The organism is Asticcacaulis benevestitus DSM 16100 = ATCC BAA-896 (assembly GCF_000376105.1).
GTDB classification, from domain to species: domain Bacteria; phylum Pseudomonadota; class Alphaproteobacteria; order Caulobacterales; family Caulobacteraceae; genus Asticcacaulis; species Asticcacaulis benevestitus.
This window is the reverse complement of the sequence record NZ_AQWM01000016.1, coordinates 59,877-85,221: the sequence shown is the minus strand read 5'-3', so window position 1 is coordinate 85,221 and position 25,345 is coordinate 59,877. Positions and strand designations below refer to the sequence as shown.

Below are 25,345 nucleotides of genomic sequence, written 5' to 3'. Positions count from 1 at the left end.
ATTGTTCGACAGGCACACACGGCCGTCATCGAGGAAGCGCGTGAACGATGCCCAGCGCTTGAGCATGTAGTTCAGCGCCTTGGCCAGGTCACTCCCCTTCGATAGCTTGGCGAGTTGGGCTTCCATATAAGGTTTGAGATCGTCTATCAGCGGTTTGCTCAGCTCTTGGCGGACCGCTTTGCGCTCCTCTGGTGGCTTCCCATTGATGCCGCGCTCGATCTCGAACAGAGCATCGATGCGCTTGACCATCTCCAAGCCGATGGGAGAGATGACGACAGGCTTCTTGCCCTCGGCTTTGCGGCGCGCGGCGGCTTCGTAATCGGCAACAGCAAAGAATGGTCGGCGGGCGTGGACCCAACAGGCAGCTTCATAGATCGGGCCGGGCTGCCTCGCCGGCAGATAGAGCTTATTGTAACCGGCATAAGCGTCGGCCTGGAATAATCCGGTCCAGGTCTTCAAGTGCAGAAGGGGATGCTCTTCTGTTCGGTCCCTTGAGTAATAAAACATCGCTGCGGGTGGAGACGTCCCTCCGAACGGTTTATCGTCCCGCACATAGCCCCATATCCGGCCTGTGATCGTGTGTCCTCTGGCTTGAACAGGGATAGTCGTATCGTCGCCGTGAAGTCGCTCAGCTGCAAAGACATGGCGCTCAAGCGCACTGATCAATGGCTTTAGGGTCGCGCAGCATGCACCAACAGCGTCGGCGGCCGTTGAGATCGAGATATCAACGCCTTCGTTCCGGTACTGGTCGAGCTGCCGATTGAGTGGCTTATGCTGACCAAACTTCTCGACGAGGATCATGGCCAGCAGGCTGGGGCTGGCCCAGGCGCGCGGAATGGCGTGGAACGGCGCCGGCGCCTGGCTGATCTTCTCGCAGTCCCGACAGCTGAACTTCTCGCGCACGTATTGCAGGACGCGGAACTGACGGGGAATGACATCGAGGCTCTCGGTGATATCCTCGCCAAGCTTACGCAGGCGATCCCCACCGCAGCAGCCGCAAACCACAGGCGACGGTACCAGAACACGCTCGCGCGGCAGATGGTCGGGGAATGGCTTCTTGACCGGCTTCTTGCGCTCGAAGCCGGCAACGTTTGTCGTCTTGGCGGCCAGGGCCTGGGAGATCAATTCGTCCTCGGTAGCGGTGGCTTCGATCTCTTCGAACTCGAACTCTTTCTGGTCGAGGAGCCGGGACTGGCGCTCGGAACGCCAGCCGCGCAGTTCGTTCTGCAGTTTGAAGATGACCAGATTCTGGTGCGTAATGGTCGCCAGATCGTCAGCGTTTTGAGCCTTGGCCACGGCCAGTTCGGCGTTCTTGACGTCCAATGCCGCCCGCGCGTCCGCCAGCTGCGCCTGAAGTGCGGCAATGGATTCTGGGGCATGATCCGACGCGGTTTCCATACCGCATGGAATCATAAAACCCTTATTCTGTATAGGCTTTTTTGCAGATGGAGAGCCGTTTCTCGAGACCTTTAGCCCGCCGTCTCAGGCCGCCAGGTAATCTGCGGATTGCGCCAATCAATGCCTTCCAGCAGATAGCCGAGCTGACCGGCCGAGATGCTCACCGACCCGTCCCGAACGGCGGGCCAGATGAACTTGCCGCGTTCCAAACGCTTATAAAACAGACACGCGCCGACGCCGTCGTGCCAGATGATCTTGATCCGGTCACTGGCCCGGCCGCGGAAGACAAACAGGTGTCCGCGAAACGGATCCTGCTTGAGGACTTCCTGGACCATGAGCGCCAGGCGATTGAAGCCACAGCGCATATCGGTGTGCCCGGTAGCCAGCCATACGCGGACGTCGGAACGGATCGGTATCATCGAAGGGCCCTCAACGCCGCCGCCACTAGTTCGGCGGACGCACCGGAAGAAATGCGCACGCGCGCTCCGCAGGGCATATCCACCGAGATGTCAGCATCCGTACTTGCGGGAACCTCCTCGCTGACAGGTGACGATGACGTCACGATGGCTTCAACGAAGCCGACAGAGCCTGGCGCCTCCATCAGCTCCTTGCGCCAAGTGTAGATGCGGCTCGTTGAAACATCATATCGGCGGGCAACCTCTGACACGACAGCCCCGGGCCGAAACGCCTCGGCTAGGATCTCTGCCCGCAACCCGTCGGGCCAGGATCGGCGCCGCTCAGGCCCCGTCAGTATCATTGTTCGTGTCATTTAACCGCTCGGAGTGCTCTTCAGACCGCTCCTAAGAGCGCGCTTAGCTGCACTCTGTCAGATCAAGCCCAATCAAAACAAGGCGGTCCTCGGCGTAGGGTTACTCTGCAGCCAGCATGTTCCACGACAACAGCTCTTCAAGCCTATCTTTCGGGTGATTGGCCGATCGAACCACTTTCTAACCCTATCAAGCTCCCCCTTTGAGGCGACTGCGGACAGAAGCATGTAGCCGCCGAACGGATCAGGGCCTACCATCATTGACACCGTACGTTACAGAAGAGCCGTCCAGCTGATCAGACGATTCGGGACTTCCACGATTTTCCCAAGCGCAACATTGGTTGTTCTACTAAAAACCAAGATATCACGGCCATAGCGACACTGCCAGCCAAAGCAACTATAAATCCCATCCAACCTGCCAAGCCCAGCATTATGACAAGATTTAACAATGGCATGTGAAAAAGGTAAAGACCGTATGAGAAATCGTTTCCTTTAAATAATTTACGTCCAACATTTGGAAATCGATATGCGACCGACAAAACTAGAGCGGCCATAGATATCATATTGAGAAAGCCAACGTCATTACCGTAGGGATTTAGGAGGCCGGGTATTCTGATGAAGTAAGATATCGCAGTGATCGATAAAAATGCAAATACTGATCCAATTATATTATCGCGAAGGAGTTTTATTATTTTATCGAACCATACGCAAGACAATGCACCTACAATAAACATCCAAATCCATGTTACAAAAGACGCCGGGGAAACAGTAAGGAGCTTATATATTGACTGTCCGTGAGGAATTTTGTCGGTTGGCACGCAGTGAATTAGAATACTTATGGAAAGAGACAGTATTAGTACACTAACCAACACGGTATTAATGGCTCTAAGTCGTGCACCAAGTAGGCTAATCAGTATGGCTGCGCCATAGAATATAAACTCAACTGGAATTGTCCATAGCGAGGCGTTGACCACCCCTATTCCGTAGCTTCGTAGGAAATCTGGATTCCAGCTTGTAAGCAAGCACAGCTGTGCTGCCAACCAAATAAAAAGTGTCAAAATGTGATTTCTAGCTGGTTCATTATACGTAAATAATATAATCGATAACGAAAATATAATTGCAAGGTATAAGGCGGGAAATATTCGTGTTACACGTGATATCATATATCTGCAAATATTTGGATCTCTTTGCCAAGAACCAGTTATCAAAAAGCCGCTGATAAAAAAGAATACCGGCACCCCAGGAAAAAAAGACAAAATATTTTTTATTAGTTCTATATTTGACAGCCCGGGCATATGGCTAAGAAAGTGAAATAGGACAACCTGAGTTGCTGCAATAATTCTGATTAGATCTATGGAATTATTGGAATATTTTATGGGTGCGTCTCCACTTATGGACATATGATCTTGACCCTCGCTAATATCGCCATATTTGTCTTTCTCAGCCTTTCTTAACCTTTTGTCGAGTTATTTTCGAACCCCCCATTGGTTTTATTGGGGGGGGGCGGCTCTGCAGTGTCGCCAACCGTCTTTGTCTAGCGGAGATAGATTCGACACGTTGCGCATCAATTCAGTGAGCAGGGCACGGTTGCGCAGCGCTTGCGCTGGATCAAAGGGTGATGAGTGCGGCAAGGCGCCGAACCGACGACATAATACGTAAACATCAATTAGTGATTGTCCCGGGAATTGGGCCAAGCGGTACAAAAGTTGTAACGGGTTTTGTAGCCACTCCATTTGGGCCGGCCGCCTGTACAAGCATTGTCAATTCATTGATATGCATTAAGAAATGCGGCGACAAATATTGTTCTCTTCCTAATCTTAGTTCCTCCGCCATTTCAGCGATTCCTACAAATTTGTCTTGTGAATATACTTCTCGCCTGCGCACCCATTCAATCAATTTCCTAACAAGGGAAGACTTGATCTGCTGGTCTTTCTCAACCGCAATCGACTTCCAGTTTTTTACCAGTTTGATCCTGCGCCCCCCAATACCAAATAGGCGTCCTAATAAAGGATGACTGCGCAAAGTTTTGAATTTTCTAGCATTAAGGCTGGTGCTTGTGTAACGTTCTAGGTAAACTGGTGACTGGTACTGACGGTAACTATCGCCGACGACCTCACCGTCACGCCCTATCACACGCAGGCGGTGATCTCGAGGTGCAACAAAGCTACAAGTTATTCTTGCGACAGCTCCACTTGCGAAGTTAAGGCACGCAACTGAATAGTCTGGCGTACCCACCATTCCAGGCATCCCTTTTGTTTTGTCGGCAATAAGTTCGCTGGAAAAGGCTGTAACCGATGTTGCCGGGCCAAGTAAACCGCAAATCCACACTAGATGATAGCCCAAATGTTCGTAAGTACACCCCTCCTTGAGTTCTTCCTCTAATGGCCAAGGCGCTCCTGTTGGGCTTGTCACTTTGTCAAAATTCATAAGGTGAATGGGGCTGTCATCAAGCTCAGCATATACAAGTAGTGGCTTTCCAATCGCTCCATCTTGGACAGATTTGAATATAGTGCGCACCATGTCACTGAAAATGTTGCATGGCGCCGCATAGAGCCGCACACCATTCTGTTTGGCAATATCAAATAAAATTGCTGATTGCTCGACGCTTTTGGTTATCGGCTTTTCGGAGTAGACGTTTTTACCAGCTTCCAGGGCCTTTTTGCTGACTTCGAAATGCGCGCTAATCCAGGTTAGGTTGATTACGGTGTCTACGCCCGGATCAACAAGTATTGCCTCGTAGCTGCTATATACATTGAATCCGTAATATTCGCCGACGCGCTTTGATCGATTTTCATTTATATCAAACACACCCTTAATATTAATTTCCGGATGAGCTTGAATGGTACGCATATATATGTCGAATACAAAGCCGCAGCCTACAATTGCGATGTTCATTCACTGAGCTTTCAATTTTTTAGCGTGGAAACTTGAAAAAAGCGCCTGTATAGAAACAGTAAAAAGGCAACATTTCTCTCAAAAATTTAAATTATTATTTCTTTAAGGTGATCGACATTCGTGGTGCCGAGTAGTGCTAGGGTTACCCCACGACGCGTTGACGCCTCATCCATTCGCGCCGCCACCGCGTCACCAAGAAGTATCTTTTTGCCAATAACATTTGGCCCCCCCAGAACCTCGCGGGCGACTATGGCGACGCCGCGACTGTACGCGGTCTCAATAATCTCATCATATTCATTTGAACTAGGATGCAGGGGGATTTGTAGCGCTTCAACTCGGTTGTCATCCAGTGCTACCTGAGCCGCGACCGGGTCATCAACTGAAACGCCAATAACTCCAATCTTACCCTCAGCTTTCAGGGAAGCTAAAGCACCAATAGCGTCCCCCCTCTGAAGAAACTCATGAGGCGGGCTATGAAGCATTAATACATGCACGTGATCTCTCTGCAAGCGCCTAAGGCTGCTTTCAACTGATTTTCTAATCTTCGCTGGATTCCAATCTGAAGGTAACCCATTCGAACGTGCTTGTCGCACGCCGCCTCTTACGGCTTTATTTTTACTCGCAAGAAATGAAATGATGGGCTTGAAAGGGACAATAAGCTGCTTAGCTAACGGAAGGTATTTTCCCACCTTAGTGCAAATCACAACATCCGGCACACCCTTTGTCACCTTACCTAAAATTCGCTCACTCTCACCTTGAGCATAAATATTAGAAGTATCGAAAAAATTTATCCCATTATCTAAAGCTACTTTTATGAGCTCTTCTGATTTCTCATGGCGCGCACCTAGAACAGATCCAAGGCGGCTGCACCCTAACCCAATTGGGGAAACCAATAATTCGGATGCGCCAAACGCTCTCTTGCAGTTCATCTATTTCTCCTTAGTTAAGGGCGCTTCGAAGGTTAAATAATAATTCTTTTCCGGCATCAAGAACAACTTTCGAAGGCTCTCCGCGACCAAACCAAGTCAAAGTATGGCAGTATCCAGCGTATTTTTCAGCGGATACAGTTATTCTGTTTGCGGGAGATCGCCTTCCGTAATATAGAGCGTGCTCATCTTTAGTCACATTGTATGATGTGACGCCGGAAATAAAAGAAATGTTCGCGTGTATTGATTTTTGTAGATGCTTTAGTTGAAAACCGCCAGGACAGGGTTCAAGTAGCCATGATTCGGGCAGCAGCCAATTGACTTCGCAATTTCCTTCTCCTTTCCAATAGTCTCCGACTAAAAAGCCTTGTCCATCGAAGATTTGAACCCCTCGGGCTACAATGCCAGGTCGATCTCGAAACTTGCCCGCGATTACGCTGTCATCAAGGTTATTTGTGGAAATGAGTTCAGCTTGGGCGGTTCTACCTACCTTGAAGCATCCTAAAAAATCAACAGGTTCGTACCCCTTCCAAGTGGGGCCGTTGTGTGCCGCCGCGCTACGCTCTCGAGCACGCTCTGGACCTGAATTATAGCGAGACGTGCCTGGATCTACAACAAGGCGTTCATTGTCAATTGAGATTTCAATTGACAGAAAGTCAGAATGCCCGTGACCGGGATTCCAACTTGGCCCGAGGGGGCCGGCATCAAGTAGGCAGAAATCGCCACCGGCATAAAGGCGTGCATAGCCTCCCTGCTCAAGGACAATGCGTCTACCTGAAGGAGCGCCGCCCTTGTAGTGAGGCACTTCCCCATCCCACGCGTCATTAAACATCGCTACGCCTCCATCAGGATGGCAAAGATAAGAAAAAGCCTTACTTACAGAGCTGTGTGTATCTCTTAAATGGTGACGAGTTTTTGCAGTTAGAAACGTAGCATCCTTGATGACATCAAGTGATGCCATACTTAGTCCCTGATACATTGGTGAGCGCTCAATCTGTACACCATCAGATAATATTGTTTTCATAACGATGTGGGAAATGTAGCGTTCTATTTTACAGGCAAATTTAGCTGGTACTTTATCAACGTAAGTAAAGTATAGGCTTATTGCTGCTAGATTTCGTTCGACATGGTTATTGCAGAGTTCGTGTTCTATGTTGTCAATTAAAAATGCTACATTAAGCCGTATGAATTCTTCAACAACCTTAGAAACATCAGGCCTGATTAAGCCCCTGTTTGTCGCTATTAAATAAGCAGAGCAAATTGACAGAATTCGATGAGAGGCCGCGTAAGGAAACCAAAACGAACGAAATGCACCCGGACTAGTCATGCTTGTTTGGCTATGGGCGCTACTTACTATTGTTTTTATGGTATCCTGATAATCTGGCTTCCCCTCAAGTATCATGGCGGCCACAAAGCCCATATGTGCGAGTTTCGTATTCCAAAGTTGGTGGTCTCCTTCGTCTGGAAGGTTAATGTCCCATTCGATGGTACTGGGTGAGCCAAAATCAATTTCCCTGCCCAAAAAAGTAAGGATACCGTCTTTGACCTTGGGGAGAATATTGACGTATTCGCTATGATAAAATTCACCAATATTAATTAAACTACTACGCAAGTTAATCGGACTCTTTAACTTCGGTAGGTTATTTTCAATGTTTTGAATGCGATTACGGTAAATATTAGGTAATATTACAGCCAAGCGGTTGCGCAACGTGCGACGCAGCATATAGATTGCCATACGAGGGGAAATTCGACTGACGGCCAACATCAATATTTTATATTTTCTATACATCTTACATTCTTTCTTAGTACAGAGAATAATATACATTGTATTCTTGCTACACTTGTATATATTCATATATTAAATGGATGCCCTACTTAGTGCGGTCCATACTTAAGTCGGATCCCATTCAGTGTTTTATTAGTTGGGCGTTTATATTTTTTATTGCGAAGCGCAGGTCTCAACGTAAGCCGTTTTCTTTTCAAATTTGTTGAAGTTACGTTGATGTATATTTTGCCAGATTCTTGCGCGACAGGGTTAAAAATAGGGGAAATAAATTCTGGGCATGGTAGGCGCAGAAAAATCGCAGATGTTCGCTCAGGATCATAGCTCAAGTCGGGGGCGGCGGGGAGATTCAGGCAATCTCCAAGTGCTTTCAGATTGCCCTGAAGCCGACCCCGACGGTCGGCCCACGGTTCCTGACTAAATTGTTTCAGCATACCTGAAAACACATTTTGCGCAAAGCGCACAGTGCCGATGCCAAGCGAAACACCACCCTTTTGAATCATGTAAACAAAGTCGGCGACTTGGCTAAAGTCAAGCTTTTGGTTAGGGGCGTGTCTTGACTTCGATTCAATATTGATACCGTCACACGATTGGATCTTATGGTTTTGCCAATTGGAATTAGATGTCTTGAAAAGTTGACATCTTCCCACCGGCCATAGAGTGGGGGCGCCTCATCAAAAGGTACCTTGTTTTGGCGTGTAGCCGCAATTAGCATGATCATGTTACATCTGCACGCATTGAGGGCTGCTGCAAGTATCTCCATGGGCGCCTTAGGCAGTTCCCGATTATCGTGGGTGCCAACTCGAACGTGATGCCACGGCTATTTATGTTGTCGGCCATAACATAAGAGGTTGAAATTTCAACTTCAGAATGTGCATCATAAAGCGCTTCGGTTTCGTTTAGAAAATTGCAGTCAGATAAGAAATCATCATCAAAGAATACTATGCTTGTGAGCTTTGCATTTGACGCTGCATTCTGCTTCCGGGCGTGCAGCGAGCAGATTAGACGGCTTCTGTAACGGGCGGTGTCAAATCTGCGTCCTGGGCAGTCTTACAGCGGATATCACGGATGATGCATTACAGTTGTATTTTTTGCATTGATGTGTGCTTTGCCGCACTGCGGCTTTGTGGCCGCTTCTCCAGATCGACGACGCAATGATGTGAGCGGGTTGGAATTGTCGCCGAGCCAGCTTAATGGCGACGCGCGGTAGTTCTTGAACTGACCATCTTATCAGGAGGATGGCCGCTATTTATACCCAGTTGTTCGTGGGGCGCTTTTTTTTTAAGAAACGGATTTTGATTGATTCCCCAGCGCCAGACCCATTCCATGGGGCCATAGCTGAACCGCTTATGCCACAAGTGAGCGAACCATAGTTGGAAAGCGAAGAGGCCAAGACCTGCGACGGCCAGGACTTCGGTGTTCAGGGTTTTATAGAGCCCCAGACCGCAGCCATAGAGGATCGGGACGAAGACGGCCGATTGCATGATGTAGACAGTCAGGGTCATACGCCCGACTTCTTCCAGACCTATGATGTAGGATCGCTGTATGCGCGTATAGACCCATGTCAACGCTATGACCGTAAAGGTCACAGCAATCATGTTGAAATAGCCGGCCGACAGCGCCTTGATGATGCCAACTACCGGCGTGATCTCATGCGGATTGATGGCGGAGTCGCGTAAGAGATATTTTGAGAGGGCGATGACCGGAAGGCAGACAGCAAGGACTATAAACAGACGGACATGTTTGCGGATATGGGACATGGGATCCGCACAGAAGTTGACACGCCCCAGATAGATACCCAGCAGAAACAAGCCGAACGAGCGGTACAGGCGTCCACTCGAAATCATGTACCACCATTTGTTGGCATTGCCTTCGGTGAGGTTCGTCCAAAGCACCTGTGGCCAAGTGCCACTTTCGTAAACCTGTTGCAGATGGTTCTGGATTCCGATGATGGCTGAGCCATTGGTTTGCAGATATTTCGCCGCAAAGTCGGGCCAGATCGCCGCAACCGGCGCCGAGGCCAACAGAGGCAACTGCAGACAGAAAACAGCCGAAACGCCGAGGATCCAGCGATTGTCTTTTACATTCGCGGCAAACACCAAGGCCATGCCGAGAACAGCCAGGACCTGAAGGACATCGCCACCAAAAATGAGCGAGTTTAGCATGCCGATGATAAACAGAAGGCCGTAACGCCATACACCCGTCCACACCAGGGACTCGCCGGTCCGGCGAGATTTTTCTGAGAGGAAATGATAGCTCAGGCCAAAACACAACGCCAGGATAGCGAAGGACTTGCCGGCGAACAGGATATGGATGAGGCGATGAAGCGTGTCGAGCAGTCCCGGGCCTGCCGTGAGACCAAAACGGTCTGTAACATGGACCATCAAGATTCCAAACACGGCAAAGCCGCGGTAGAAATCTACGATCGTGTGGCGCGCGGGAGCTTTGGGGGTCGGCTCAGGCGATAGCATGCAAAATCCTATTGAGACAAAGGCAGAGCGCTTCTCGCTTTGCCGGTGTTAGTTTAGATGTAGAGCCCTCTCGTCTTCCCCAGGAAACGAAGCGCCCATTCACAGGTCGATCAAATACTTACGCTTAAGACTTACAAGACTCTAGGTAATCGCTATGCCAGTGCCACAATAGCGTGGCAATCTAGCAAACTAGGAGGTTGCAAATGTTACTCTGTCCTTTTGGGAATATACCCAATAAGGCGTTACGGTCGGCGTGTTAATCTAAGGCTGCAGGATCGCATCAGATTCCCTTAAGGTTGAAACCTTGTGATATTCCGTTGCGCACTTGATGAGTTGCTGAACGTGATACTTCAGTTTGTCCCCCCATGAGGCCTTTGGCGCTAGCGGAGCGAGCTCAGGATAGGTCTTTAGCATGACCTTATAAGGCTCCTGCCATTTCCGGCCCCACGGCAAACCTGAATGCAGCCAGGGCCGCGGGTTAGACATGAAGTGGTATATGATAGGACGTACAGCTCTCTCGGCCTCTGTACCGATCAGAAAGCCGGGAAAGTTCCATCTATTGGGGATGTAAAGGCACTTGTCGCCCACGGCCAGGTTCATGGGGTCCTGGTCACCAAACTTGAAGGCGTCGCCCTTGGCGCGGATCGCCTGTAAGGTCGCTGCCGACAGGTTTGTCCAGCTCGTCCGGTCAAAGACCAAAACGCCCGTGTTCAAATAATTGTTGTAGTCACCGCTCAGGCCCGCCTGCACACGATCCGCTTTCGTGCGCGCTTCCCAGTCCGGGGAGATGCGCGCAAACAGGGAGGCGGGATCGCGAACCGCGAGGAAATGGCCCTCAGGGATGAACACGTCCAACAAAGGACGCAAGGAACCAGCGATTTGCGTGTCGCCATCGACATAGGCAATCCGTTGATAATGCTCTGGCAACAGACTGTTGATGAAGAGCCGTCCGAACATCGGATGCATATGCTCAATTGCATCGGTGCCAAAACGCAGAAGTTTAATACCCATGCGACTGGCGACCGACGTGGCCAGATCAATCGCCGCAGAGGCCTCGGCGATGCAAACAATGACCACGTCCCCCGTATCGAGGGGCGTGAACAGTCTGGCTTGATAGGCACTCAGTAGCGTCGGGAACAGGTAATTGTCGTCAATCACATAGCAGACGCAATTGGGCATGTTTTTAGAAGACACGGTCACGCGGAGATGCCCGTTCTCATATAAACGACATCGTCATTCACGAGCTTTTTCTCAGGGGTCGGGACGGAAATCTCATCCTGGTGAATACGCCACTTGGCCTCGACGAGCGTCCTGAATTCGCGGCGGAAGCGTTCGGTCGAGAAACGCAACGCGTGTTCACGGATTATGTTGCGATCAAAGTTGTGGCGTATCGTTTCGAAACGTTCGGTTGCCGCAATGATGGCAGGCACCGTCTGCTGGTGAAAGTGCACGCCTGTAACGCCGTCCACGACGGTCTCGGCAGCACCACCGATCGAGTAGGCAATGACGGGTGTGCCACAGGCCTGAGCTTCAACGGGCACGATGCCAAAATCTTCCTCGGCAGCAAACACGAAAGCACGCGCGGTTTGCATTTTTTCTACAAGCACGGCGTCTGGCTGATAGCCCATAATCTGAACGTTCGGACCCGCGATGGACTGAAGGTGGGCAAGGCCGGGGCCTGCACCGATCACCACCAGCTTCTTGTCTGGCATCTTGTTGAAGGCCTCAACAATAAGCGACATCTTCTTGTAAGGCACGATGCGTGACGCAGCGAGGAAGAAATCCTGCGCAGGCGCGCCGATGGGGAAATTGTCGGTCTCGACGTTGCAGTGGATGACCGTCGAGTCGCGACGGTAAACCTTGCGTATGCGCCGGGAGATATACTTCGATACAGCTACGAAATGGTCGACGCCATTGGCGGTTCGGGTGTCCCAGATGCGGATCTTGTGCAGGAACCAGCGCGCCATCCAGTTACGGAACACACCGAATTTAGAATTCTCAAGATACTGATCCTGAAGATCCCAGGCGTAACGCATAGGCGTGTAGCACATGCAGATATGCAACTGGTTGGGGCCCGTAATAACGCCCTTTGCAACCGCGTGACTGTTGCTGATGATGACATCATAGCCCGACATGTTCAGTTGCTCGATCGCAAACGGAAAAATCGGCAGAAGGCTGCGGTAAAACTTCCGGATACCCGGAATTTTCTGCAGGAAGGTCGTCTTGATTGGTCGCTTCAAGAATTCGGGACGCTCATTCTCAGGAATGACGTCAACCAGAGCAAAAATATCCGCATCGGGATATTCCTTATGCATCGCCTCGAGCACTTTTTCCGATCCGGCGAAGTGCGTGAACCATTCATGTACAAAAGCGACTTTCATAAAGACCTCTTCGTTGACGCATTTTGACGTCTATTCGTGCTGACGATGTAACGTCGTATGGAAATCCCCATTTTAGGGGGCTGTGGGGTAGATTTTCAGACCAACAGACCTGAAGACTTTACGCGACGGGATAGGTACTTACGCTGCATCGTGCAAGATCCTTGCCAGATGCTCACTTGCTGCACTCCAACTGTAATTCGCAGCCCTATGTTGACCTGCGATTGAATAGTGCGCGCGTAGGTCGTTATCTTCAACAAGTTTATCAATAGCCGCGGCCCAAGCTTCAGGATTACTGGCCTCCGCACTCATCGCATCGTCACCGCAGAGTTCAGGCAGCGCGCCCTTGGGCGCGACGATCGCCGGCGTCCCCAAAAGCATCGCTTCGAGAGGCGGCAGACCAAAGCCTTCCGTCAACGAAGGAAACGCAAAAGCTCTGGCCCCTTCAATGACGGCACGCATTTCCTCGTCACGTAAACGTCCCGCCAGAATTATATTGGATCCCAGATCTATCCCGGCGGCTTTGAAGTCCGCCTCAGTCGCGCTCCCGATCAGCACCAGAGGTACATCACGGTTCTTCATGATATCTGCCGCGCGAATGATGGTTCGGACGTCCTTATGGTGCTGGACGCTGGACATGCCGACCAAATAAGGTCGATTAATCAGGCCGAGCGTCGACAGTATAAGGGGGTCCGATGTCACGTTTTTTATGTGATCGACACCATTATGCAACACTTCGATCCGCTCAAGTGGCGCAATGCCTGCTTCCGCAAGACAGGAGCGTGCGTATTCCGAGACGGTGAGAATCCGGGATGCCTTGTGCGCGAGGATGGGAAGAATGGTTTTGTACCAAACGCGGAACGCTTTGGAATAGGACTCAGGCGTTATGAAAATCTGAGCGTCATGAATCATCAAGACGTCGCCCGTGCGACTGACCGGACCGACATTCCCTAGGTTAACCAACAAACCCTTACCGGCCATCGCGGGTAATTCAAACTGCTCCCAAGGAATCCCCTTAAGATGCTTGCCCACCAGATTTTCCAGGTCGAGATGGCTTGTCACACCCTTAGGGCTCGCCATCGCCAAGTCCAGACCAGCCAGAAGAGGGTCTCCAGATCGCTTGCGCGCGATCACGCCACTTATTAGGGCGTGGGCGACGCGCTGAACCCCAGTGGCCTTCTGCCCCTGAAATTTTCCGTTGAAGACAATACGGTGCATATTCTGTTTAAGCCTCAATGAGTCAGGACGCATCGCGTGAGGTCTGGAAATCAACCAAGGTGCCGTCGAGGTAAAAGGCCGCGGTCAACTTCAAACCTTCGGACAGCGAAATCGTTTCTTCGAAGCCTGTCAGAGCTTTAAGACGCGTGAGGTCAGGCAGACGGCGCTTGACGCTGCCTACGGGAGACGGATGCAGCTTGATCTCCCCTTCCATGCCGCGCGCCGCCATCATCTCCTTGGCGAGATCAAGCATGGTGATTTCGCGACCACCGCCCAAATTGACGATCTGACCTTCGCACGCAGGCGTTTCGGCGATTAATCTTGTGCCACGTACGGCGTCATCCACATAGAGGAAGGCGCGTGTGTCTTCGTGGCCGAAGAGTTCAAACACACCTTCCTTGGCGCGGATGTAGAAGTCGGGGACAACATGTCGATCACCCATGCGCGGACCATAGGCGTTGTGGTAGCGAATGATGCTGTACGGCATTTCAAAGCTGCGACCGGCCTGGGCGACGACGACCTCACCATGCATTTTGCCCATGGCGTAAGACCAGCGTGGATTGGTCACATCGTCGACACACAAAGGCACGTCCTCAGCCGTCGGCACGGGCCAGTTAAAGCGTGTCACCGTGGACGCGTAGCTTTCGCTGGTCCCGGCATAGACGAAACGCTGTAACTTCGAACCACGCCCGTAGTGCTCGGCCAGGTAAAGCGTGGGCAAGGTGCAATACTTGATAACGTCCATGGGACGTTCGTAGAAGTTCTGCGTGCCGTTCATGGCGGCGAGGTGATAGACGTAATCCACATCCGTCGGCAGTTTCGCCACCTGGACCGGATCGGACAGGTCCGCCTCGATCAGATCTACGTTCGGCTGACTGACCAGGTTACGCAACGCCTCGTCATGTTCGCCCCGCACAAAATTGTCGACGGCGATAATGTGGTTCTTCACGTCGCCAGCCAACAGCCGTGCCAGGTGAAAACCAAGGAAGCCGGCTGCGCCGGTGATCAGAATACGGGGCATTAAATCATCTCGCGTGTAACATTATAGGCGCCAAGTGCTGCATAGCGCACGCCTGACGGAAGTTCGGAGGCCATCAGCATGTCATGCTGATGGTGGATTTGACGCTCCAGGCGCTCATTCAGACCCACTTCTGAAAAATGAGCCCTCTTCTTGTCCAGACAGTCCAGAATGTACTGGTTCGTCTCAACGCCGTGGATTTGAAGGCCAGCATCCGCCATAGCAACGGTCAATGTGAGGCCGACATGGCCCATACCAATAATGCAATTTTTTTTGTCTTTGTAGTTATTGGGTAGCATCAACGAGTCCTGAAATGGATTTAGACTAGGGAAGGTTGCAAATACTGGGCCAGAATTCTCAAGCCAGACGCTTGGCTAAAAATGCCTGACACAGACATTTAAACCTAATTGTTTTAAGATTTCGATAGTTTAGGCGTCGAATTAACGTAACAGGCGAATTTTTTGCGATCGCTGATGCCACATCGTTTGGTCTTTTTAATCTTTGATTAGCATCAAACAGTGCTGAAATAGCCTTACAAAGGGGGGGGCGGTGTAGAAAGGTAAAGCCCTAACCTCCGCACCTGCGTGTCCGTGTTGGACCACGAACTTTAACCAGAATTGTTATAAGATTTCTATAGTTTATGGGAAAAACTACCGTCTCGTGAGAAATTTATCACAAATCTATGGCTTCATCTGCGCGATCCGGATAGGTGTGCGTAACATGGATGCGATACTGAATGATATCGTCCGTGAGGGACGTTTTTTCTTTATCTTGCCATAATTTTGTACGATTCATTAGGTGTTTTAGGTGCGGTGCCAAAGAAAGTGTCGCGTTTCGAAACGCTTGCCTTATACGGCAAGGCCTGGACAAATAGTGCAGTGCAAAGTATCTCTTATAAAATATAGGCAATTATTTATATTTGTGTGCGAATAGATCTGTGGCGGGGTAATTGCAAGGCAGCGCTCCGAGGCCGTTTTTGATGTATTTGGGAAAGCCATTATGAGAGTTGCGCTAGTTCATTACTGGCTTGTGGGAATGCGCGGCGGCGAGAAAGTGCTTGAGGCGCTCTGTGAGCTTTACCCGGAAGCGGACATCTTCACCTTGGTGGCGGACAAGTCCAGCCTGTCCAAGACCATTCTAAGCCACAAAATCACCACTTCATTCTTGCAACACATTGGCGGACTCAAGAACTACCAGAAAATGCTGCCGCTGATGCCGCTAGCGCTGGAATCGTTCGATCTCTCCGGATACGACCTGGTAATTTCATCAGAATCCGGTCCTGCCAAAGGCATTATCCCGCCGCCCGATGCCCTGCATGTGTGTTATTGCCATTCTCCCATGCGCTATATTTGGGACCTTTATCCTCAATACCGTGCAAGCGCTGGGTTCATTGGCCGCTTCCTCATGTCGCTGACAGCGCCTTGGCTTCGGGCCTGGGACGTCACCACCTCCATGCGGGTTGACCATTTTATTGCCAACTCCAGCTACGTGGCGAAGCGGATAGAGCGCTACTACCGCCGCCAATCGACCGTCATCAATCCCCCCGTGGCTGTGAATCGATACGCCATTTCCGACGAGGTAGAGGATTTCTATCTCTGTGCAGGGCAGATAACGCCTTACAAGAAGATCGAACTGGCTGTGGAGGCGTTCACACGTCTCGGCAAACGTCTTATTGTTGTGGGCGGAGGGGCTTCATCTGCCTTGAAAAAGATTGCCGGACCCACGGTCCAGTTCACAGGTGTCGTCGACGATGCGAGCTTAGCGCGCTACTTCGCCCGGGCAAGAGCCCTGGTCTACCCGGGCCTAGAGGATTTCGGCATCATCCCGTTGGAAAGCCTCGCCAGTGGTCGTCCGGTCATCGCCTTTGCCAAGGGCGGTGCCCTTGAGACGGTGTTGGAAGGACGGACCGGCATCTTGTTCGAAGAGCAGACGGTTGAGCATCTGATCGCAGCGGTTGAACGCATGGAGCTCGAACACGGAACCTTCGATCCTGAGGCGCTTCGTCGTTTTGCCATGGAGTTCGAACGCTCTAAATTCGTATCTCGTCTGAAGAGCCATCTGGACCAGCTCCTTACGGCTCATCGTGGTCGCGGTGGTGCGGGCAGGGAACGCAAGATCACTGCCCCGGTCTCCCCAAAACTTGCGGCGTCTGATGGACAGCTTGCGCGCGTGATCTAACAAGGCTTAGGGTTTGCGGAGTAGGAGCGAGACTTTTGTCAGGCTCATTTGGATGGACAGCGTATTGCTAATGTGCTCACGATTGTCGAGACGGCCAAGATGCGCGACCATAATCCGGAAACCTATTTCACGCACCTCCTGACCGTCATCCGGGATTATCTTAAGGAGAGGCTTGAAGAACGCCTACCGTGGAACTGGGGCCACCATGTCGAAACTGCCGCTTAAGCTACGCCGCCTGGACGCAAAATTGCGTCAATATGAAGGGCTATTACTCTCGGAACTGGATGGTCTCCTGGCCGGATTGATTGTCTGTCCCGAATTCATCATGCCGAGCGAATGGTGGCCGTGCGTATGGGACAGGGAAGATGACGAGGACGATCCCGTCTTCGAAAATCCAAAAGCGCTTCAGGAAACGCTTCGCCTGGTCATGGAACATTACAACCAGATCATTACCGATCTGAATGCCGAGTACCACATACCCATATTCGATGGTATCGAAGGCGACGATGAGGCTACTTTTTGGCAAAACTGGGCGAGCGGCTTCTTGGATGCCGTGGCCCTAAGACCGGCAGCATGGGACGTCTACATGCGTCATGAGGATGAGGTGGTCGTCAACGCCTTCTCCATGCTCGTGACCCTCGGAAACATATCCGAAAGCGGCGAAGACATCGACCATCCTAACTATGAGCTTCTCAAAAACGAGGCGCTTGACCTTATCCCTTCATGCGTTCTCGTCCTATATCAGGAAAGACTGCGGTCCCAGCAAAGCCCTTTTGCGGAACCAAAGGCGAAGCCTGGACTGAAAACGGAGCGCAATGAACCCTGTCCATGCGGATCAGGAAAAAAGTATAAAAAGTGCTGCGGGCTCAACTAAATCGACAAACATCAGCTCACGCGACGCTCACAATGAAGGCGGTTCGCACCACCGAAAGCTACAAGGCCTGCCTTTCGTTGATCCGTCCCTCACGTCGCTCTGGCAAAGAGAGGGGCCGTGGCACAATATGCTTTCTGATCCAACTGGCGAAGTTTTCCGCGCTCAACTCGCCATTGGCCACAACCAAAAGGCCAAGAAAACAGGTCGTGTCGTCGGCGCTTAACGCGTAGCCATTGAGCGACAGTAGAAGCTCGATCGTCGTCAGCGCCGTCGGCAGGTTGGCGTCGAAGAACAACTGATCATGCGCCAAGGCGTAGCCATAACAGGCCGCGAGGCTGGCCAGATCGGTGGCCTTGCTTTCATTGAGCGCCTTCACCCGGGCGTGCATCAACTTCATCAAGCTTCGCTCACGCAACCCCCGTTCAGTACCCATGTCACCGCTAGGGCTACAGGCATGCTGGGTAGCCATCTCGGCCTGCAAGGCTTCAATCACCCCGTCGCGGATCAGGATAAACGGCATCTATTTGCTCAGTTCGTGGAGGACATTGCGGCGCGTCTTCATCAGCTCGCGGGCCTGCTCCATCTGTTCGGCGAAGACAGGATCGTAGGGGGCGATGCGATAGCCGTTCGGCGTCTCGGTGATGAACAGGGGATCGCCCTTGTCGAGCCGAAGGCGTGTGAGCAACTCCTTGGGAAGGATAACACCCAGTGAATTGCCGATCTTGGTGATTTTCAGTTCCATGGCCCCGCCTCGATATCGGATTTTCGAAGAGCCTAGGGGTTAAACGTCAAAATTCAGTGTACGTACGCCTGTAAGTACGGTTATCGCGTACAGGCTTGCGCCGCGTCGGTCAGGCTGTCCATACCAGCGCCTTCCAGGGCTCTCAGGTCGTCCACGGACGGGGGCGTGGCTTGCGTGAACGTGTCCTCCAGCGACTTGCCCAGGGCCAGGGTTGACTCCGCCAGCACCTGATAGTCTGCCACCGTCTTTTTATCCTTGTCCGAGGCGTTCGCACCCAGCTTGTCTTTCAGAAGCGCGGCGACCTCCGCTTCCGCCTTGCCGAGACGCATGAGCGTTTGCCCCACGGCCCGGCAATGCGTCTGCTCAAGTGCAGTGAGCGTGGCGGCGTGCGCAGGCGAGACCGCGAACAAAAGAGCGACGAGGGGGAGGGCTTTGAACATAGGGTCTATTCATCCGTCATGTGGCGAGGGTCGCCGCCGAATTCGGCGATATTGGCGGAAATCCAGTTTCGGGCCGATTGTTTGTCCGCGTCGCGCGACAGGGCACGCGCATTGATCGAGACGAAGACATGACCGCGTTTTACATGGCCGGCCGCTACCTTTTCAATATCTGACGCATTGCCGCGATCCGAGACCACGACCTGAGCCTTGGTCTTGCCCGGTGGTGCCCAGACATTCAGCGTCAGGCAGTCGGTCGTCGTGCCGCAAACTGGACCAAACGCCTTGCCATCCCGGTTTTTCGTCCAGGGCGCGACCGTATAGGGAATGCCCCTGAAGGCGAAGACGTCCTGATCCACCACGCCCGCCAACGGTCCCGATTGCGTCTGGACCAGTACCCGCTCAGGCTCTCTTTCGTCTGAACAGGCGGCAAGGCAGAATGTAGCGATGAGGACGAGCTTGCGGTTCATAGCGCCAGTCTAAGCGCGACCGGCCGGCTATTGCAAACTCTGATCGTCTCCCACAGCCTTATAGAGCGCGACCAGATTGGTAGCGCGCAGGGCCTGCAGACTGATCAGGCTCTGTTGCGCCGTGTAAAGTGTGCGCTGGGCATCAAGCAGGGTCAGGTAGCTGTCGACACCACTGTCATAGCGTGCCTGCGACAGGGTCAGGCTGCGCTGGGCGGCGGTGGTGGCAGCGGCCTGGGCGCTCAGGCGCTCATCAATGCGCGCGCGCACAGCCAAAGCGTTGCTCACCTCTGAGAAGGCCGACTGGATGGCTTTCTCGTAGGCGGCTGTGGCGATGTCGCGGCTCGCTGTGGCGCTTTGCAATCCGGCGCGGTTGGCGCCGCCTGCGAAGATCGGCACCGAAATCGATGGCACGAAGCTCCAGGTGCCGTTGCCCGATTTGAACAGGCCGTCGAGATCGGAACTGGACGAGCCGGTCGAGCCGGTCAGGCTGATGCGCGGGAAGAAGGCGGCACGGGCGGCACCGATATTGGCGTTGGCCGATTTGAGATCGTGTTCGGCGGTCAGTACGTCGGGACGATTAAGCAGGACATCTGACGGCAGGCCAACGGGCAGGGAAGCCGCGACCAGATTATCCTTCAGGCCATCCGGAAGCAGATCAGGGGAGAGGGGCGCGCCAACCAAAAGGGTGAGGGCGGACTTATCCTGATCGACCACGGTTTGCAGTCGGGCGACGTCCGCGCGGGCTGTTTGCGCCAACACCTCGGCCTGGGCGAGATCCAGATCACTGAGCACGCCGATACGGGCGCGGCCTTGCGCGATCGTCAGCGTGTCCTGTCGCGCCGCGTAGGTCTGGCGGGCGAGGTCAAGGGCGTCCTGATCAGAGGCCAGGTTAAGCCAGCTTGTCGCAACCGAGGCAATCAGGCTGATCTGGACGGCGTTGCGGTTCTCACGCTCGGCGAAGAAGCTTTCCAACGCTGCGTCCTTCAGCGAACGGACGCGACCAAACAGATCGACCTCATAGCTGGCCAGCCCCAGATTGGCGCTGTAGCGTTCATTGGTCTCGTTGCGGCTTTGGCTTAAGGTCGCACTGATGTCCGGCAACAAGGACGAACGGGTGATGCCATAGGTAGCGCGCGCCTTGTCGATGTTGAGTGCCGCTATACGCAGGTCGCGGTTTTGCTCCAGCGCCAGCGATATCGTCGATTGCAGGCGCGTATCGGTCAGGAGGTCACGCCACTTAAGCTGCGCATCTGACGTCGTAGTCGCCTCGACAGGCCAGTTGGCGACCACCGGCGAGGCCGGCTGGACGTATTTCGGCGCCAGGGTGCAGGCGGACAGGGCCGATGAGGCCAGGGCGATCAAAGCAAGGCGCTTCATTGTTTTGCCTCTTTAGCGGCCTGTCTGGCGGCAATATCCTGTGGCAGATTATCCATACGAAACAGCTTCTGTACCAGTACGAAGAACAGTGGCACGAAGAAGATGGCCAGGAAGGTGGCCGACAGAACACCGCCGATCAGCCCTGTCCCGATGGCGTGCTGCGAGGCTGAACCGGCGGAATTGGCCAGAGCCAGCGGCAGGATACCGAAGGTGAAGGCTAGCGACGTCATGATGATTGGACGCAGCCGGATACGCACCGCTTCCAGCGTGGCGTCGAGCAGTGTACGGCCCTCTTCGTGCAGCAGCTTGGCAAACTCGACAATCAGGATGGCATTCTTGGCCGACAAGCCCATGGTGGCGAGCAGGCCGACCTGGAAATAGATGTCGTTATCAAGACCGCGGAACCAGGTGGCCAAGAGGGCGCCGAAGACGCCCAGCGGCACCACGAGGATGACAGCGAACGGGATTGACCAGCTTTCATAAAGCGCGGCCAGCAAAAGGAATACCACGAGGATCGACAGGGCATAGAGGGCAGGGGCCTGGGCGCCGGATTCCTTTTCCTGCAGCGAAATGCCGGTCCATTCAAAGCCAACGCCCGCCGGCAGTTGTTTGGCCAGTTCTTCCATCTTGTCCATGGCTTTGCCGTTTGACTGGCCCGCGGCGGCAGTACCCTGGATCTCCATCGAGCCCGCACCATTATAACGCTGAAGCTGAGGGGCACCGAAGGTCCATCTTGAGGCGCCAAAGGTCGAGAAGGGCACCATCTCACCGGCAGAATTACGCAGATACCAGCGGTTGATGTCCTCTGGCTGGCTGCGGAATTCGCTATCGCCCTGCACATAGACGCGCTTGATGCGGCCGCGATCGATGAAGTCGTTGACATAGGTGCCGCCAAGCGCGGTGCCGAGCAGGGAATTGACGTCCGCCACCGAAACGCCCATGGCGCCGGCGCGGGCATTGTCGATATCGAGCTTCAGTTGCGGCGTATCGTCCTGAATGTTGGCGCGGACATTGCTCAGAAGCGGATCTTTCGCCGCCATACCGATAAGCTGGTCACTGGCCGCCGCAAGGGTGTCGTGACCGACGCCGCCCACATCCTTAAGCTGGAGGTCGAAGCCCGACGAATTGCCGAGTTCACGCACCGCCGGCGGGATCATCGGGAAGACGCGCGCGCTGTGGATCTGCGAAAACTGCTTGTTGACGCGTTCGACGAGCGCAAATACCTTCATACCGTCGTCGTGACGCTCCTTGAAATCTTTCAGGCGCACGAATGACATGCCCTGGTTTTCACCCGAGCCGGAGCCGCCGAAACCGGCGATGGTAAAGACATATTTGACGGCCTTGTCTTTCTGATAGACGTCCTGAACCTGCTTTAGCACAGCTATGGTCTTGTCGGTCTTGGAGCCGACCGGCAACTGGACCTGCGTCATCAGGGCGCCTTGATCTTCATCGGGCAGGAACGAGGTTGGCAGGGTCATGGCCAGACCCACCACGGCCGCGATGATGCCGGCATAGACCACCATGAACAGGCCGGGCTTGCGGATAATACCCTTGACCGATTTCTGATAGCGGTTGGAAAAGACCTGGAAGCCGCGGTTAAAACCAGACAGGAAGCCCTTGACCTTGACGTCCTGTTCGGGAGCGTGCGCATCATGCGGCGCCGCGCCTTCAACCTTTTTGGGCGCCTTCAGCAAGGTGGCGCAAAGAGGCGGGGTCAGGACCAGGGCGACGATAACCGACAAAGCCATGGCCGAGACGAGGGTGACCGAGAACTGGCGATAGATGATGCCCTGCGTGCCGCCAAAAAAGGCCATCGGCACGAACATCGCGGCCAGGACCGAGGCGACGCCGATCAGCGCACCTGTGATCTCATCCATCGATTTCTGCGTGGCTTCAAGCGGGCCTAAGCCCTCCTCGTGCATGACGCGCTCGACGTTTTCGACCACGACGATGGCGTCATCGACCAGAAGACCGATCGCCAGCACCAGACCGAACATGGTCAGGGTGTTGATCGAATAGCCAAAGACGGCAAGGATGCCGAAGGTGCCTAAGAGAACCACCGGCACGGCAATGGCGGGTATGAGCGTGGCACGCCAGTTTTGCAGGAACAGGAACATGATCAGGAAGACCAGAACGATCGCTTCGATCAGGGTCTTGACCACGTCCTCGATCGCCAGCTTGACGAAATCGGTCGAGTCGTTGGGGATGGCGTATTTGACGCCGGCAGGGAAGGAAGGTTCCAGTTCAGCGATCTTCTTCTTGACCAGGTCTGCCGTTTTCAGCGCATTGGCGCCAGTGGCCAAGGTGATCTGCATGCCCGACGCCGTATGGCCGTTCAGGCGGGCGATATTGCCGTAGGATTGTGGCCCAAGCTCGACGCGCGCGACATCACGCAGATAGACCGGCGTGCCAGCCGTGTTGTTCTTGACGATGATGTTCTCAAACTGCGCCGCTGTCTGGAGCTGCGATTGCGCCGTGATGGTGGCGGTCAGCGCCGTATCCGGCTTGGCGGGCTCGGCGCCCAGATTACCAGCTGAGACCTGCGTGTTCTGGGCCCGGATGGAAGCCAGGACATCTGCGGGCGTCAGGCTGAAACTGGCCAGCTTGTCGGCATTGAGCCAGATGCGCATGGCATATTGCGAGCCGAACACACGCGTGTCGCCCACGCCTTCAATACGCGAAATCGGGTCATTCAGGTTGGAGGCGATCCAGTCGCCCAGGTCGGCATTGGTAAGGCTTTCGTCTTCTGTATAAAGCGAAATCGCCATCAGGGTCGAGCCGGAGGCCTTGTTGACGCGCAAACCCAGCGTCTGCACATCGGTGGGTAAGCGGCGCAGCACCGAATTGGCCTGGTTCTGGACCTGAACCTGAGCGACGTCGGGGTCGGTGCCGGCCTCGAACACTAGCGTGACCGAGCCTGAGCCCGTTGAAGAGGTCGAGGTCATGTATTTCAGGCCGTCGAGCCCGGTCATGCCCTGTTCGATCACCTGTGTCACCGAGTCCTCAACCACCTTGGCGGAGGCACCTGTGTAGGTGGCGGAAACCGTCACCTGCGGCAGGGCGATCTTTGGGTATTGCTCGACCGGCAGGGTGAAGATGGCCAACGCGCCGGCAAGCATGATGACGATGGCAATGACCCAGGCAAAGATCGGCCGGACGATAAAAAAGCGGGACAGCATGATCTATTGCTCCGTTGCCGGCGCGGCGGGCTTGACGGGCTTGGCCTTGATATCACCCTTGTCCTTCAGCTTCATGGCGCCCTCGGCGATCACCTTGTCGCCGGCCTTCAGACCCTCCATGACCTGCCACTGGCTGCCCTGCATCTGGCCCAGCTTGATGACCTGCTTGTGGGCCTTATTGTCATCGCCGGCCAGCAGCACGCTGGCGCCGCCCTTGGCGTCGAGCACCACTGCGCCCTGCGGTATCAGGATGCCTTGCGCGACCGTCCCCTTGACGATGCGGGCGCGGACATACATGCCCGGCAACAGCAAACCTTCAGGGTTGGCGAAAATAGCGCGCAGGGAGACCGCGCCAGTCGAGGCATCGACGCTGACATCGGAGAATTCGAGACGGCCGGTGAGGGGGTAGGCCGAGCCGTCATCGAGCGTCAGGCTGACATCGGCATGATCAGCCGCGCCCAGTTCGCCGCTTTTTAAGGCACGCTTGAGCTTTAGAAGGTCGGTGGCCGACTGGGTAATATCGACATAGACCTTCGACAGGTCCTGCACGGTGGCCAGGGCTTGTGTCTGGTTGGCGGTAACGAGTGCGCCGGGCGTCACCGTTGATTTGCCGACGCGGCCGGATATCGGCGAGGTCACTTTGGTGTAGTTCAAATTGATGCTGGCGGTCTGGACGGCGGCCTTTTGCAGGGCAAGTGTCGCTGCGGCGGTCTTCAGCGCCGTCTGGGCGTCGTCATAGTCCTGCTGGCTGATGGCCTTGATGGCGATAAGCTGGCTGTAACGGTCGGCCTTCTGCTTGGCGGCATCAAAATTGGCCTGGGCCTGCGCCTGCTGGGCCTGGGCGCTCGAAAGCGCGGCCTGGTAGGTGGCCGGATCGATCTGATAAAGCGACTGGCCGGCGGTGACGAGACCGCCTTCAGTGAACTGCCGTGCCTTGATGATTCCGCCGACTTGCGGGCGCACATCGGAGACCAGGTAAGCCGAGGTGCGACCGGACAGATCCTGCGTCACGCTGAAGGGCTGAGTCGAAACCACGACGTAGCCCACCGTCGCTGGGCCGCGCGCGCCCTTCGGGGCATCATCCTTTTTGGAGCAGCCAGAAAGGGCGATCGCTCCCATAAACAGGGCGGCGAGGGCTGGGGTAACAGGTTTTAACACGGAAGACCTCATACATATCTGGTTTACTAACGTATCAGCAAGGGAAGTCCGGCGGACCTGATGCAGGAAAAAATCGA

The 25,345-nt window shown here is 53.8% G+C and carries 23 protein-coding genes and 1 pseudogene; 3 read left to right on the top strand and 21 right to left on the bottom strand.

Annotated features, from left to right (window positions below):
* The 14 genes from tnpC to B060_RS0115110 form a co-directional block, all read right to left on the bottom strand.
* The coding region (gene tnpC, locus B060_RS0115165) for an IS66 family transposase (RefSeq protein ID WP_018080772.1) at positions 1-1,398 on the bottom strand (1,398 nt) is incomplete at its 3' end.
* Between the two features lie 71 nt (positions 1,399-1,469).
* A complete protein-coding gene (gene tnpB, locus B060_RS0115160; protein ID WP_018080773.1) occupies positions 1,470-1,817 on the bottom strand; it encodes an IS66 family insertion sequence element accessory protein TnpB in 348 nt (115 codons plus the stop codon).
* Positions 1,814-2,155 (bottom strand): IS66-like element accessory protein TnpA, encoded by a 342-nt coding sequence (gene tnpA / locus B060_RS0115155; protein ID WP_018080774.1) that lies wholly within the window; start codon positions 2,153-2,155, stop codon positions 1,814-1,816. Before tnpA ends, tnpB begins: the two co-directional genes overlap by 4 nt.
* A 305-nt stretch (positions 2,156-2,460) precedes the next feature.
* Positions 2,461-3,564, bottom strand: a complete 1,104-nt coding sequence (locus B060_RS26615; RefSeq protein WP_081606876.1) for an acyltransferase family protein — start codon at positions 3,562-3,564, stop codon at positions 2,461-2,463.
* Positions 3,565-3,826: 262 nt separating this feature from the next.
* Complete coding sequence (locus B060_RS0115150; RefSeq protein ID WP_018082647.1) at positions 3,827-5,059, bottom strand: Gfo/Idh/MocA family protein; 1,233 nt, start codon at positions 5,057-5,059, stop codon at positions 3,827-3,829.
* A gap of 86 nt (positions 5,060-5,145) precedes the next feature.
* Positions 5,146-5,988: an aldo/keto reductase gene (locus tag B060_RS0115145; RefSeq protein WP_018082646.1), complete on the bottom strand. Its 843-nt coding sequence runs from the start codon at positions 5,986-5,988 to the stop codon at positions 5,146-5,148.
* A 10-nt stretch (positions 5,989-5,998) separates the two neighbouring features.
* Positions 5,999-7,774, bottom strand: a complete 1,776-nt coding sequence (locus B060_RS26610; RefSeq protein ID WP_157405650.1) for a heparinase II/III family protein — start codon at positions 7,772-7,774, stop codon at positions 5,999-6,001.
* Between the two features lie 86 nt (positions 7,775-7,860).
* Positions 7,861-8,271 carry a hypothetical protein gene (locus B060_RS27255; protein ID WP_155847710.1) on the bottom strand — a complete coding sequence of 137 codons (411 nt, stop codon included), beginning with the start codon at positions 8,269-8,271 and terminating at the stop codon, positions 7,861-7,863.
* 687 nt (positions 8,272-8,958) lie between these two features.
* Positions 8,959-10,152 (bottom strand): DUF418 domain-containing protein, encoded by a 1,194-nt coding sequence (locus tag B060_RS0115135; RefSeq protein WP_157405649.1) that lies wholly within the window; start codon positions 10,150-10,152, stop codon positions 8,959-8,961.
* Positions 10,153-10,500: 348 nt separating this feature from the next.
* Entirely contained in the window at positions 10,501-11,439 is a 939-nt protein-coding gene (locus B060_RS0115130) for a glycosyltransferase family 8 protein (protein ID WP_236621597.1), read from the bottom strand.
* A complete protein-coding gene (locus tag B060_RS24735) occupies positions 11,436-12,620 on the bottom strand; it encodes a glycosyltransferase (protein ID WP_018082641.1) in 1,185 nt (394 codons plus the stop codon). The genes B060_RS0115130 and B060_RS24735 overlap by 4 nt, the downstream gene beginning before the upstream one ends.
* 138 nt (positions 12,621-12,758) lie before the next feature.
* Entirely contained in the window at positions 12,759-13,835 is a 1,077-nt protein-coding gene (locus B060_RS0115120; protein WP_035423259.1) for a glycosyltransferase family 4 protein, read from the bottom strand.
* A 22-nt stretch (positions 13,836-13,857) separates the two neighbouring features.
* Positions 13,858-14,856 (bottom strand): NAD-dependent epimerase/dehydratase family protein, encoded by a 999-nt coding sequence (locus B060_RS0115115; protein WP_018082639.1) that lies wholly within the window; start codon positions 14,854-14,856, stop codon positions 13,858-13,860.
* Positions 14,856-15,152 carry a hypothetical protein gene (locus B060_RS0115110; RefSeq protein WP_018082638.1) on the bottom strand — a complete coding sequence of 99 codons (297 nt, stop codon included), beginning with the start codon at positions 15,150-15,152 and terminating at the stop codon, positions 14,856-14,858. Before B060_RS0115110 ends, B060_RS0115115 begins: the two co-directional genes overlap by 1 nt.
* A gap of 700 nt (positions 15,153-15,852) precedes the next feature.
* Here B060_RS0115110 and B060_RS0115100 point away from each other — a divergent pair.
* The 3 genes and pseudogenes from B060_RS0115100 (at position 15,853) to B060_RS0115090 (ending at position 17,905) form a co-directional block, all read left to right on the top strand.
* Positions 15,853-17,031: a glycosyltransferase gene (locus B060_RS0115100; RefSeq protein ID WP_051081092.1), complete on the top strand. Its 1,179-nt coding sequence runs from the start codon at positions 15,853-15,855 to the stop codon at positions 17,029-17,031.
* A 54-nt stretch (positions 17,032-17,085) separates the two neighbouring features.
* Positions 17,086-17,256 (top strand): annotated as a pseudogene (locus tag B060_RS26605) (transposase domain-containing protein); the annotation flags it as partial.
* Positions 17,237-17,905, top strand: a complete 669-nt coding sequence (locus B060_RS0115090; protein ID WP_018082634.1) for a UPF0149 family protein — start codon at positions 17,237-17,239, stop codon at positions 17,903-17,905. The pseudogene B060_RS26605 and the gene B060_RS0115090, both read left to right, overlap by 20 nt.
* Before the next feature lie 58 nt (positions 17,906-17,963).
* Here the strand turns inward: B060_RS0115090 and B060_RS0115085 are convergent, their stop codons facing one another.
* The 7 genes from B060_RS0115085 to B060_RS0115055 all read right to left on the bottom strand — a co-directional run bounded on the left by B060_RS0115085 (position 17,964) and on the right by B060_RS0115055 (position 25,268).
* Positions 17,964-18,425, bottom strand: a complete 462-nt coding sequence (locus B060_RS0115085) for a hypothetical protein (protein WP_018082633.1) — start codon at positions 18,423-18,425, stop codon at positions 17,964-17,966.
* The gene (locus B060_RS0115080; RefSeq protein WP_018082632.1) at positions 18,426-18,647 is read right to left on the bottom strand and encodes an AbrB/MazE/SpoVT family DNA-binding domain-containing protein; all 222 of its coding nucleotides are present in this window, start codon (positions 18,645-18,647) and stop codon (positions 18,426-18,428) included.
* 80 nt (positions 18,648-18,727) lie between these two features.
* Complete coding sequence (locus B060_RS0115075) at positions 18,728-19,087, bottom strand: hypothetical protein (RefSeq protein WP_023447320.1); 360 nt, start codon at positions 19,085-19,087, stop codon at positions 18,728-18,730.
* A gap of 5 nt (positions 19,088-19,092) precedes the next feature.
* Positions 19,093-19,554, bottom strand: a complete 462-nt coding sequence (locus B060_RS0115070) for a carboxylesterase/lipase family protein (RefSeq protein ID WP_018082630.1) — start codon at positions 19,552-19,554, stop codon at positions 19,093-19,095.
* 27 nt (positions 19,555-19,581) lie between these two features.
* Entirely contained in the window at positions 19,582-20,931 is a 1,350-nt protein-coding gene (locus tag B060_RS0115065; protein WP_018082629.1) for an efflux transporter outer membrane subunit, read from the bottom strand.
* The gene (locus B060_RS0115060) at positions 20,928-24,110 is read right to left on the bottom strand and encodes an efflux RND transporter permease subunit (RefSeq protein ID WP_018082628.1); all 3,183 of its coding nucleotides are present in this window, start codon (positions 24,108-24,110) and stop codon (positions 20,928-20,930) included. Before B060_RS0115060 ends, B060_RS0115065 begins: the two co-directional genes overlap by 4 nt.
* 3 nt (positions 24,111-24,113) lie before the next feature.
* Positions 24,114-25,268: an efflux RND transporter periplasmic adaptor subunit gene (locus tag B060_RS0115055; protein ID WP_026172877.1), complete on the bottom strand. Its 1,155-nt coding sequence runs from the start codon at positions 25,266-25,268 to the stop codon at positions 24,114-24,116.
* Between the last annotated feature and the right edge of the window lie 77 nt (positions 25,269-25,345).

Coding starts and splice junctions, on each gene's coding strand:
- tnpB (WP_018080773.1), bottom strand. CDS start 1,817: ATGATACCGATCCGTTCCGACGTCCGCGTATGGCTGGCTACCGGGCAC.
- tnpA (WP_018080774.1), bottom strand. CDS start 2,155: ATGATACTGACGGGGCCTGAGCGGCGCCGATCCTGGCCCGACGGGTTG.
- B060_RS26615 (WP_081606876.1), bottom strand. CDS start 3,564: ATGTCCATAAGTGGAGACGCACCCATAAAATATTCCAATAATTCCATA.
- B060_RS0115150 (WP_018082647.1), bottom strand. CDS start 5,059: ATGAACATCGCAATTGTAGGCTGCGGCTTTGTATTCGACATATATATG.
- B060_RS0115145 (WP_018082646.1), bottom strand. CDS start 5,988: ATGAACTGCAAGAGAGCGTTTGGCGCATCCGAATTATTGGTTTCCCCA.
- B060_RS26610 (WP_157405650.1), bottom strand. CDS start 7,774: ATGTATAGAAAATATAAAATATTGATGTTGGCCGTCAGTCGAATTTCC.
- B060_RS27255 (WP_155847710.1), bottom strand. CDS start 8,271: ATGATTCAAAAGGGTGGTGTTTCGCTTGGCATCGGCACTGTGCGCTTT.
- B060_RS0115135 (WP_157405649.1), bottom strand. CDS start 10,152: ATGGTCCATGTTACAGACCGTTTTGGTCTCACGGCAGGCCCGGGACTG.
- B060_RS24735 (WP_018082641.1), bottom strand. CDS start 12,620: ATGAAAGTCGCTTTTGTACATGAATGGTTCACGCACTTCGCCGGATCG.
- B060_RS0115120 (WP_035423259.1), bottom strand. CDS start 13,835: ATGCACCGTATTGTCTTCAACGGAAAATTTCAGGGGCAGAAGGCCACT.
- B060_RS0115115 (WP_018082639.1), bottom strand. CDS start 14,856: ATGCCCCGTATTCTGATCACCGGCGCAGCCGGCTTCCTTGGTTTTCAC.
- B060_RS0115110 (WP_018082638.1), bottom strand. CDS start 15,152: ATGCTACCCAATAACTACAAAGACAAAAAAAATTGCATTATTGGTATG.
- B060_RS0115100 (WP_051081092.1), top strand. CDS start 15,853: ATGAGAGTTGCGCTAGTTCATTACTGGCTTGTGGGAATGCGCGGCGGC.
- B060_RS0115090 (WP_018082634.1), top strand. CDS start 17,237: ATGTCGAAACTGCCGCTTAAGCTACGCCGCCTGGACGCAAAATTGCGT.
- B060_RS0115085 (WP_018082633.1), bottom strand. CDS start 18,425: ATGCCGTTTATCCTGATCCGCGACGGGGTGATTGAAGCCTTGCAGGCC.
- B060_RS0115080 (WP_018082632.1), bottom strand. CDS start 18,647: ATGGAACTGAAAATCACCAAGATCGGCAATTCACTGGGTGTTATCCTT.
- B060_RS0115075 (WP_023447320.1), bottom strand. CDS start 19,087: ATGTTCAAAGCCCTCCCCCTCGTCGCTCTTTTGTTCGCGGTCTCGCCT.
- B060_RS0115070 (WP_018082630.1), bottom strand. CDS start 19,554: ATGAACCGCAAGCTCGTCCTCATCGCTACATTCTGCCTTGCCGCCTGT.
- B060_RS0115065 (WP_018082629.1), bottom strand. CDS start 20,931: ATGAAGCGCCTTGCTTTGATCGCCCTGGCCTCATCGGCCCTGTCCGCC.
- B060_RS0115060 (WP_018082628.1), bottom strand. CDS start 24,110: ATGCTGTCCCGCTTTTTTATCGTCCGGCCGATCTTTGCCTGGGTCATT.